This is a genomic window from Ligilactobacillus equi DSM 15833 = JCM 10991 (assembly GCF_001435735.1).
Taxonomy (GTDB): Bacteria; Bacillota; Bacilli; order Lactobacillales; family Lactobacillaceae; genus Ligilactobacillus; species Ligilactobacillus equi.
This window is the reverse complement of the sequence record NZ_AZFH01000031.1, coordinates 1-9,557: the sequence shown is the minus strand read 5'-3', so window position 1 is coordinate 9,557 and position 9,557 is coordinate 1. Positions and strand designations below refer to the sequence as shown.

Below are 9,557 nucleotides of genomic sequence, written 5' to 3'. Positions count from 1 at the left end.
TTTTCGTCTTGGTCCAAAAGTAACCCGACGATTCCAACCACGATTGCCAGAAACAAGCCAGGCCACCAAACTGGCCTCCCTAAGTCGCTTGACCCGGCCAGACCAACGACGATAAACAACGCTAATACTTGCAAAATTTCACCAATGATAACTTTTGCCATTCTCAATCTCTCCTTCCACGTTTTGACCCGGCGTATAACCAAGTCGTGTATTTTTCAACTACCCAACCGATAAGCTCCGGCACGTGAGCTGTGAGAGCTACGGCTAGGAAAATAACGATTAACCAAACCATCAATCTTCCTCCATATATTCATCTAATCTTCTCTTGCTCCAACGCAACATGCTCCCGATTGTTTTCGCCTTGACTTTTGGCCTGATTCTCTCATCGAAGGTGTTAGGCGACATATCAAGGTATTCGGCAGCGTGTTGCCGTGTAAAGTGGCCGGGTGGCACACGCTCTTTTTTCTTGTTTGCTAGTGCAAACTCGATTTGAGCGATAACCTTATCAACCTCCGACCGAAGTTCATCGTACGTTTCCGCACCGTCTAAGGTTTTAGCTAGCGTGTCAGACACGATTTTTAATTCTTGGTATCCACTTCCCATCTTTAACCTCCGTAATACATCGCATATTTGCGAACAACCGCCACATAAACTTCAATTAAGAAATCTTCCATTAGCTAACCTCTTGAGATTCTAAATACAAGTCCGACATTCCTAACATGTCACAAATTTGAGCCAAAATTTCTTTGTTTGCGTCTTGCAAATCCTCCAATTCAAACGGACGCACGGTGCTTTCCTTATCATTGATAACTTTTACTTGTGCAGTTTCCAATTCTGAAAAAGTTATCTCAATCAACGCTTTCAAAGCTTCTCTTACGTTTTCGTATTCCATATTAGTTAACCTCCAATTCTGTTTGTCCTTCGGCGACACCTCCCATTTGCTTAATCCGTATAATCGTCGCCGTGCTTGGTGTCCATTCCTCGATAAACTCGCAAGCTGTCTCAAAGTCTTTTTCTCTTAATTGAGTTCTTGTTCTTACTCCGCAAACTTGAGCAACTCCTGCGTTGATATCTTTGTACAACAACGCTCTCTGCTGACGGCTAAGACCTAATTTGTGAACTTTAATCCAACCAAATACTTTCTTATTAACAAGTTGTCCGATGTAAGAGTATTCTCCTGGTTCAAGCTTTTGGTTTTCCTTGAACGTCTGGAAGTCCGTTTCTAGCTTTTGAATTCTTTGGTTTCCTTCGTGAGAAGCCTGTAGCAATAAGTAAATCTTTTCATCTACCGTTTGTGGTAGTCTAGGTTGGTTCTTGATCAGCTCTTCCATCTTGTTAAACGCTTGAATATACTTGAGTTTGAACTCGTCGGCTTGGCGACCAGTAAATCCAAATGCGATAAATGTGAAACCGTCTCGGTTTAGGTAATACATCTTATTTTTCTTGTTTTGGCTATTGGTATATGCCCCTTCGGCAAACATTTTTGAGGACGGCTCAAAATTGAGCTCACCTAATTTTTGTTCGATTGCGCGAATTACATTCTTGTGTTCTTTGCCAAAAACTTCGGCGACTTGCAAACTTGTGGTAACCGCTTGGCGGTCTTTCATAATTACTAAATCATTCATTTTGTTAACCTCTTTCTCAATTCATTTATCACACGTTACGTGTTGTTTTATCGCAAAAAAATTTTGTACGAAACGCCTAATGCTTTACTTGCTCGCAAAGCGACGTCACCGGTGAATTTATCCCGACCGGTCAAAATATATGAGAGTTTTTGCAAGTTTTTATACCCCATTTTCTCAGCAACATAGGTTTTCTTCAAACCTCTCTTTGCAATTTCATCAGCGAGAATTTGACGGGCATTTTCTTTGACGATTTCCGTCATTTAACTCCCTCCCTTCTTAAAATAAACACATTTTGTGTTCCTTACGACCATTATAATATCACCACAATTTGTGTTAGTCAATAAAAAAATACACTTTTTGTGTTAAAAATAATTCTTTTTGAATTTTTGTGTTACTATAATGGTGAAAAAGCAACACGGAAGGAGTGTTTTTTATGACGGAATTTAGTGACAAATTAACTAATCTAAGAGAGAATCGGGGATGGAGCAAAAAGTATGTGGCAGATAAAATTCATATTAAACCTCAAACCTACGGAAATTACGAATACGGAATACGGCAACCTGACTTTGAAACATTATCGAAAATAGCTAGTCTATATGAAGTCACCACCGACTACTTACTAGGTCGGGATGGTAAGGAAGAAAACTCCGCTGATACAAAGGACTTGGCGAAAATTATGGATAGCATTATGACCTACAATGGCAAGGAACTTAATCAGCATGATAAAGATGTCGTGGAAGGTCTTATCTCTGCTTACCTCAACAATAAAGCGTAGGTGATTTTATGGATAGTAGAATTAAAGCTCTGCTCTCTGAACAACAAATCACATTGAAATATGACGAATTAGATTGCGGTGGCTTGTACGTGGATAAATTGAACTGGATAATCGTGGATAACCGCTTAAATGAACACGAACAAGAAAAAGTAATTCTACATGAGTTAGGGCATGCTGCTAAGCAAAAAGGACTGTCAAACTTATACAATGCTACGACAGCCTTACATACGAAAATGGAAGCCGAAGCTAACCGGTTTATGATTAGGGAAGAATTGGAAAATTACAGATCAGAATATGACGAAGCCGAACTCAGCCCCGTCAAGTTCTTAGAAAGCTTCGGCCTCCCCCTCGCCTTTGAGCCGTATGTTTCTAAGGTGTTGTCGGAGTTGTTGTGAGATAGCAATGCTGTTGAAGAAGAAGTTGAAAAATACGAAACCGAATAAGGTTGTGCGGGAAGCAAATGAAATGAGGTTTTGACAATTATGCGCTTGAATGAAAATTGTATCAGAGACATACTCCTGACCGTCGAACAAAACTCCATGGTTGGGAGACAGATACCTTTATCCTACTACGAACAAATGGATTCATTGAAAAAATACAGTAATGACGAGCTTGTATACCATGTTAATCAATTACAAATGAACAACCTATTACTTACTAATGAACAATTTTTGAATTTTGAGATAGAAGATTTAACACCGGAGGGTCATGCGTTACTAGCGAAAATACGAAACGAACAAAATTGGTCAAAAACGAAAAAAATAGCCCGCTCTTTAGGCGGACTATCCATATTAACGCTTAAGGTTGTTGCTAATTCGGTTTTTGAAAAATTTGTTTCCGACTTTATAGACAGTAACTTCTAAAGGTTATCTACAATTCTACTTCTCAGTCCTGGAATGTTTACGTCTATCGTAAGATGTAACGTTGCTGGGGCCGAGGCGTGGTTTTGCTCATAATCGTTGAAATCTAATTTAGCAGAGCGTATCTGTTTTAATTCGATATCGTCTAGGAAGATGCGTTCATCTTTAAACGTAATGGTGTTGACGTATTTATTTTTCATGTTATTCACCTCGATATTAGTATAACATAATTAGAGTTTTTGCCGCCTTTGAGCCGTATGTTTCTAAGGTGTTGTCGGAGTTGTTGTGAAATTGTAGAAAGGAATGATTTTATATGGATGAAGTAATTGGAAATTTATGGATTTCACCAAACATAACGGAAAATATAGAAAAGGAGTCATACTATAACATTCTTGTTGGCAATACAATTAATCTGAAATATATTCCTACTAAGTTTAGCATGGGATTTCTTTTAACTGTTAGTGGGCTTGACAAAGAACAAAATCATACTATGAAAATAGAGGTTAAGTCTCCAATGAACGAAGTAGCACCATATACTCTCGACATCGCTAAAGAACAATTATTGAGTATACATCATACAGACTCTTTTACTATTTCAGGAGACTTAAATAACTTTGACATAATTCAAGAAGGTATCTACACTTTCTCTGCGTACATTGACGGCAAAGAGCTTAATTCTTACCGTGTTGCTTTCAAAAAAGAGGGTGATTAATGTGATTAGGGATTTGAAAATCAAAGGAAATGACATTCACCAGGAAGGATCTATCAATTATAATAAAGATAGAAAGGACGGTGTAATTGTCATGGAAAATAAAAAATATGTTACCCACGACGAACTTAGAATTTCACAACTTGAGACACAAAATAAGCTAGATAAAATCGATAGTAAGATAGATCAATCATTTGTAAAAATTGATAATTTAGAAAAAAGAGTTGACGATAGATTTGATAGTTTTGAAAAAAGAATTGACGATAAATTCAATTCCATTCCTATGATAATAGAAAATGCAATGTTAAAGGAACGAGAATATCAACGCAATCAACAAAAAGAAAACAGACGATTCTTCTGGGGTACCATCATCATCGGTGGCATCGGAGCAGTCGCTGGTGTTGTCAGCATCATCATATCCCTTCTATAGGGAAAAATTGTAGGAATCTCGTCTGCTAAAAATCGCAAGAAGTTCTCGTGGAATTTTTAATACGGACGCAGAAGCTGATTACGCCGTGAATCAACGTGGTGCATTGAAGTTATAACACCCCTAGCCTCGCAAAGAGGCTTTTTTTAGACAAAAAACTGACCCTTGCAAAAAAGCAAAGGTCAGTCTTGGTTGTAGTTCTCAAAAACTAGCTTACAGAATATTTGGACAAGCCAACTATAACATAACTTGAAAGGAGTGACAAATCTTGGCGTACTATGAAAAATATAAGAAGAAAAACGGCAAAGAATTTTGGCAATTTAAGGCTTACTTAGGAACTGATCCTATAACCGGCAAAGAAGTGCGAACAACCCGCCGAGGTTTCAAAACTAAGCGTGAAGCCCAAGTGACTTTTAGCGCGCTCCAAGACCAATTTAATCGTGGTGAGTATGGCGGGCGCAAACCGGCAGATAAAATGACCTTTGACGACCTCTTCCATCGCTGGTTTGAGAGCTACAGAGGGACGGTTAAAGAAACGACCGCAAGTTTCAGGCTGGCCGAATACGGCCGTATGAAAGCCGAATTTGGCGACAGATTAGTTACAAGTTTCCGACCTTACGAATGCCAGCAGATAGCAGACAACCTTGCTAACCGCTATGCAAAGCCAGAACAGAAACTGATAATCTTGACCGCTCCTTTCGAATATGCCGAAAGACTAGAATTGATAGAGGTGTCGCCTTTCAAAAAAGTTAAGCTTGTAAAACGAAAAAAAGTTGAGAAAAAAGACAATTTTTATAGCAAAGACGAACTCAAGGTTTTTCTTGATTATGTACGAGAAAATGAGTCTTTCGACAAGTATGCTTTATACAGATTGCTTGCTTTTAGCGGCATGCGAATTGGCGAAGCTCTGGCTTTGATCTGGGCCGATATAGATTTTGATAAGGCTACAGTATCAATTGACAAGACCTTATCAATCGATAGGGTAACTAACCGAACCATCATCAACCCTCCAAAGACTCCGTCGTCAATTAGAAAAATCAAAATTGATCACACGACGATAGAAGCCTTGACAAAGCTAAAGGAACTCCAGCAAGGCACAAGTGAAATTGTCTTTCCAAACACAAAAGGCGCTTATCGAGCCGTCAACAATGTTTCTAAAGAGTTAAGGAAAATATATGGCAGAATGGAGAAACACGGGCTAATTTTGCGAAGATTGTCGCCTCACGGCTTCAGGCACACGCACACTTCCTTGCTTTTTCAAGCGGGAGTGAACATAAAAGCAATACAAAAAAGGCTGGGTCACGCAAACGTTGAAATGACACTTAATGTGTACACACACCTAACCGACCAATTTCAAGCTGAGTCCGAACGTAAGTTTCTTGACTTCATGAATGGAGTATAAGATAATCAAGTTAAGGTTTTTCATTATTAATTACGTCTCCAAAGAGTATGGCACCCAGAATCGATTTTCTGGGTTATTTTTTTGTTTTCCGTTGTCCTTTCCGTTGTCAATTAATTTTCTGTGGATAAAAAAGCTATATGTAAAGGGAGCTACAGACTTTCACAATCATCCCCATAATTATAGTAATTTTGGATTTTAATCTCCTTTTGAGATTGGTTACTCTGACTAGTATTTTGGGGGACCGCTCGTCCTGTTAGCTGTGCTTTAAGTTGAGTAATTATAAGTTGTTGTTGTACAACCATTTGGGTCATCTTGCTGATATTTTCTTGAACCAAAATATTTTTTAAGGCCGCCTTGGTTAACGCAGTTTTGGTCGCATCTGTGTTCGCATAAGTTACATTATACTTACGACTATCTCCTTGAATAATCATCCCGTCAACCTTATTATCTTTAAGGGCCCTTTGAGCCCCAGTCTTACTTGCATACTTTTTAACAGTTATCCCATTAAACTTATCAAGTTTCTTAACCACGCCTACATCAACACCAACAGTCGCTAACTTTACTTTGGTATCAGAATTGGCGGAAAACATAATACTCATCAACCATAAAATTAATAATGGTGCTACAAACATCAACATCAAGGTACGTTTATCTCGGAATAATTCCTTAATAACTTTTATACTGATTGCCCAAGTTCTCATTATTTCTCCTCCTCAGCTTTCAAAAAGACTTCTTCAATACTTTTGACTTGGTACTGCCTCTCTAGTTTTTGTGGCGTATCAAAGGCAATAATATCCCCATGTAAAAGCAAAGCTACTCGGTCAGTTAATTCAGCCTCATCCATAACGTGAGTCGTCACCAATACGCTCCGGCCTTCATCACGAATCTTAGCCAACTCCACCCAAATCTTATGGCGTAAAGCCGGATCAATACCGACTGTTGGTTCATCTAAAATCATTAACTCCGGGCGCCCTAACATCGCAATCGCTAATGATAAGCGCCGTTTCATCCCCCCTGAATATCCAGAGACACGCTTACTAAGGTGATTGGTCAAATCAACGACTTGCGCTACATATTCAATTTCTGCCTGTAAAGCAGCAGTTTTTATACCTCGCATCTTTCCAAAAAACATTAAGTTTTCTTGCGCTGAAAGATTTTCATACAGAGCATCTGACTGTGCCATATATCCAATGCGCCCTAAAATCTCACGGTTCGGCATCTTAGTTCCTAAGACCAAAGCTTGCCCCCCATCACCTTTCTCCATCCCTAATAGAACCTTAATAGCTGTAGATTTACCAGCCCCAGAAGGACCAATCAACCCGATTATCTCACCTGGTTTAACGGTTAAATTTACTGAGTGCAAAACCGTTTGTTTTTCAAAACTTTTGCTAAGTTTATGCATGTAAATATAATTTTTTTCTATCATATCTCTCACCTTCTTGATTTTATGAACTCAGTATAGTTAAAAAGTGTAGCTAATTAAATGGAAAAAATAGGAAAGTTATTCCCATTAATTTCCTGTTACAATAGAATAGAAGGAGGCTTTTTATGGCAAGACCTAAAAAAGATAACAATAAACCATCTGTTAGACAAAAAATTAGCACTAGTTTCTGGAAGATTCTAGCAGAAGGAAGCTACACCGATATAACTATCAAGCGGTTAGCGTTAGAAGCTGGTGTTAATCATAAGTCTATTTACTACCATTTCAAAAATATTGATGCCATGGCAAAGGAACTCTTTTATGAAAACGCCGAGGAAATTACTTCCGGGGCGATTTTAGGCGTCAATCCATTTATGGTACTTTTTAATAATATTTACGATTTTCAGAAAATTGTTGCTGAAAATCCCGAGATTTTGGCTCATGTTGCCCGAGCTCGTCTTTACACCCGCAACGATTCAGCCTATCTTAATTCTATTTTTCGCACTTTTATTCGTACAACCTGGCTCAATATGCTAGAAATTAAGGAAGAGGACCTTAGTCAAAATGAAAGAGCTGACCTTAACTTTATCATGGCGGGAATTGTCGCAATTATTGGCCAATCTGAACCATCCGACCTAGCTCACTGGCCACAAGTTTACAATCGCCCCTTAGGCCAAGGAATTTTAGACACGCTCAAAAACATCAAAAAAGCACACGCATAACTTATTAGGAAAATAAAAATCCGAACTCAAAATTTCGCTTTTGACAAAATTTGAGCTCGGATTTTATTTTGAAATTGAATGTTATTTAGACCTACCCCCGTAAAATTTCTGCTACATCAGCTGCGATTTTTTCTGGGGTATCAGTTGGGGCATAACGCTTAATCACCTTACCCTGGCGATCAACTAAAAACTTAGTGAAGTTCCACTTAATTTTTTCAGATAAAATACCATGCGCTTGGTCTTTGAGGAAAGTATACAATGGAGCTTCATGGGGGCCATTGACTTCAATCTTCGCAAATTGCGGAAAAGTCGTATGATAGTTGAAACTACAAAAGTCTTTAATTTCTTCGGAACTCCCTGGTGCTTGGTGACCAAATTGATTACAAGGAAAATCTAAAACAACAAAACCTTGATCCTTAAATTCTTGGTACATGTTTTCCAAGCCTTCATATTGAGGGGTAAAGCCACATCCCGTGGCAGTGTTGACAATCAACATTACTTGACCACGATAAGCATCTAAACTTACTGGTTTGCCTTGCCAATCTTGAACTTCAAAACCATAAATTTCCATTTTCTACCTCAACTTTCGCTCATCATAACTTCATCAACTCGTAATCAAATGCTACTTACTGATTAATTCCGAATAAACTGGGCATCGTCCGCATTATCAGCTAATTTTTGGTAACGTTCAACCGTCATATGCAAATCGTATTTTTCCCGTAGAGCCGCAATCTTAGCCATAGTTTCTGTTTGATGATGGGCATCCAAAGAAGCTTGATCTTGCCAGCTATCAATCAATAAAACTGTTTGGGGATCATCACTTGGATAAAAGTAGTCATAACCCAAAATTACCTGGCCGAGAACGAATTTCCGCTACAATCCCACTATCCGTCATTTCTTGGGCAAACTTCTTAGCATTATCACCTTGTCCCCGGTAATAAATATTGATGGTCAGAGCCATTTTCTCAACTTCTTTCTATTTTTCTAAACATACATATATTTATATGTACAAACATACGTACACATATAAAGGGCATCAAAAGTTACTGTTAACCTTGATTACTAATCTTCTAATCACAGTTACCACTATACTAATTTATACTTTTACTAACTATTTTCAATTAAAAAATTGCACATAAATAGCTGCGACAACTAAGGCTGGCAACATGTTAGCGACCTTAATTTTTTCTTCCCACAACATGTTAATCCCAATCACCGTAATCAAAGTACTTCCCACTAAGCTAATCGCTTGGGTGGCAGAATCATTAATAAAACCTTGAATCAAAACTGCCAGCAAGGTTATCCCGCCTTCAAAAATCAAAATTGGCAAAGCCGCAAAACTACAACCTAAACCATAAACCGTCGCCATTAGAAGCACAATGATAAAGTCGATTAAAGACTTAGTATACAACAGAGATGGGTCATGATTAAGTCCGTCTTGTAAAGCTCCAACAATAGCCATTGCACCAATGCAAACCGTCAGCGAAGTCACAATAAAGCCTGTCGCAAAGTTACTATCACCTGGCTTGGCGAAGCGTTTTTCAAGAAAGTGTCCTATCCAAGTCAACTACCCCTCTCTAAAGAGAGGGGCTTGTAAGGTTGAACCTTACGTTCTCT

The 9,557-nt window shown here is 38.5% G+C and carries 16 protein-coding genes and 1 pseudogene; 7 read left to right on the top strand and 10 right to left on the bottom strand.

The features are described from left to right. Positions 1 to 163: 163 nt before the first annotated feature. From FC36_RS12600 to FC36_RS03825, 5 genes are all read right to left on the bottom strand, one after another. Positions 164 to 292, bottom strand: a complete 129-nt coding sequence (locus FC36_RS12600; protein WP_263640311.1) for a hypothetical protein — start codon at positions 290 to 292, stop codon at positions 164 to 166. Further along, entirely contained in the window at positions 292 to 603 is a 312-nt protein-coding gene (locus tag FC36_RS03840; RefSeq protein WP_025021326.1) for a hypothetical protein, read from the bottom strand. The genes FC36_RS12600 and FC36_RS03840 overlap by 1 nt, the downstream gene beginning before the upstream one ends. A gap of 70 nt (positions 604 to 673) precedes the next feature. Then, positions 674 to 892: a hypothetical protein gene (locus FC36_RS03835; protein WP_025021327.1), complete on the bottom strand. Its 219-nt coding sequence runs from the start codon at positions 890 to 892 to the stop codon at positions 674 to 676. Between the two features lies 1 nt (position 893). Continuing rightward, positions 894 to 1,625: a Rha family transcriptional regulator gene (locus FC36_RS03830; RefSeq protein WP_025021328.1), complete on the bottom strand. Its 732-nt coding sequence runs from the start codon at positions 1,623 to 1,625 to the stop codon at positions 894 to 896. A gap of 47 nt (positions 1,626 to 1,672) precedes the next feature. Next, positions 1,673 to 1,885: a hypothetical protein gene (locus FC36_RS03825; RefSeq protein ID WP_025021329.1), complete on the bottom strand. Its 213-nt coding sequence runs from the start codon at positions 1,883 to 1,885 to the stop codon at positions 1,673 to 1,675. Between the two features lie 173 nt (positions 1,886 to 2,058). On the opposite strand from FC36_RS03825, the gene FC36_RS03820 reads away from it, so the two are divergent. From FC36_RS03820 to FC36_RS03790, 6 genes are all read left to right on the top strand, one after another. Next, on the top strand, positions 2,059 to 2,400 hold the full coding sequence (locus tag FC36_RS03820; RefSeq protein WP_025021330.1) for a helix-turn-helix domain-containing protein: 342 nt from the start codon (positions 2,059 to 2,061) through the stop codon (positions 2,398 to 2,400). Between the two features lie 8 nt (positions 2,401 to 2,408). Further along, positions 2,409 to 2,795 (top strand): ImmA/IrrE family metallo-endopeptidase, encoded by a 387-nt coding sequence (locus FC36_RS03815; RefSeq protein WP_025021331.1) that lies wholly within the window; start codon positions 2,409 to 2,411, stop codon positions 2,793 to 2,795. 87 nt (positions 2,796 to 2,882) lie between these two features. Beyond that, the gene (locus FC36_RS03810; RefSeq protein WP_025021332.1) at positions 2,883 to 3,263 is read left to right on the top strand and encodes a DUF2513 domain-containing protein; all 381 of its coding nucleotides are present in this window, start codon (positions 2,883 to 2,885) and stop codon (positions 3,261 to 3,263) included. Positions 3,264 to 3,573: 310 nt separating this feature from the next. Next, positions 3,574 to 3,972 (top strand): hypothetical protein, encoded by a 399-nt coding sequence (locus tag FC36_RS03800; RefSeq protein ID WP_025021334.1) that lies wholly within the window; start codon positions 3,574 to 3,576, stop codon positions 3,970 to 3,972. A gap of 1 nt (position 3,973) precedes the next feature. Further along, positions 3,974 to 4,399, top strand: coding sequence for a hypothetical protein (locus FC36_RS03795; RefSeq protein WP_025021335.1), 426 nt, complete (start codon positions 3,974 to 3,976; stop codon positions 4,397 to 4,399). A 265-nt stretch (positions 4,400 to 4,664) separates the two neighbouring features. Further along, the gene (locus FC36_RS03790) at positions 4,665 to 5,798 is read left to right on the top strand and encodes a site-specific integrase (RefSeq protein WP_025021336.1); all 1,134 of its coding nucleotides are present in this window, start codon (positions 4,665 to 4,667) and stop codon (positions 5,796 to 5,798) included. 149 nt (positions 5,799 to 5,947) lie between these two features. Here FC36_RS03790 and FC36_RS03785 read toward each other — a convergent pair whose 3' ends face one another. Further along, positions 5,948 to 6,499 carry an ABC transporter permease gene (locus FC36_RS03785; protein ID WP_025021337.1) on the bottom strand — a complete coding sequence of 184 codons (552 nt, stop codon included), beginning with the start codon at positions 6,497 to 6,499 and terminating at the stop codon, positions 5,948 to 5,950. Next, on the bottom strand, positions 6,499 to 7,224 hold the full coding sequence (locus FC36_RS03780) for an ABC transporter ATP-binding protein (protein WP_056986717.1): 726 nt from the start codon (positions 7,222 to 7,224) through the stop codon (positions 6,499 to 6,501). The genes FC36_RS03785 and FC36_RS03780 overlap by 1 nt, the downstream gene beginning before the upstream one ends. A gap of 122 nt (positions 7,225 to 7,346) precedes the next feature. Between FC36_RS03780 and FC36_RS03775 the strand changes: the two genes are divergently transcribed. Next, complete coding sequence (locus FC36_RS03775; protein ID WP_025021338.1) at positions 7,347 to 7,940, top strand: TetR/AcrR family transcriptional regulator; 594 nt, start codon at positions 7,347 to 7,349, stop codon at positions 7,938 to 7,940. A 91-nt stretch (positions 7,941 to 8,031) separates the two neighbouring features. Here the strand turns inward: FC36_RS03775 and FC36_RS03770 are convergent, their stop codons facing one another. The 3 genes and pseudogenes from FC36_RS03770 to FC36_RS03760 form a co-directional block, all read right to left on the bottom strand. Further along, positions 8,032 to 8,511: a glutathione peroxidase gene (locus tag FC36_RS03770; protein WP_025021339.1), complete on the bottom strand. Its 480-nt coding sequence runs from the start codon at positions 8,509 to 8,511 to the stop codon at positions 8,032 to 8,034. A 62-nt stretch (positions 8,512 to 8,573) separates the two neighbouring features. Beyond that, a pseudogene (locus tag FC36_RS03765) lies at positions 8,574 to 8,901 on the bottom strand (putative quinol monooxygenase). A gap of 156 nt (positions 8,902 to 9,057) precedes the next feature. Then, positions 9,058 to 9,507, bottom strand: a complete 450-nt coding sequence (locus FC36_RS03760) for a DUF554 domain-containing protein (protein ID WP_025021341.1) — start codon at positions 9,505 to 9,507, stop codon at positions 9,058 to 9,060. Between the last annotated feature and the right edge of the window lie 50 nt (positions 9,508 to 9,557).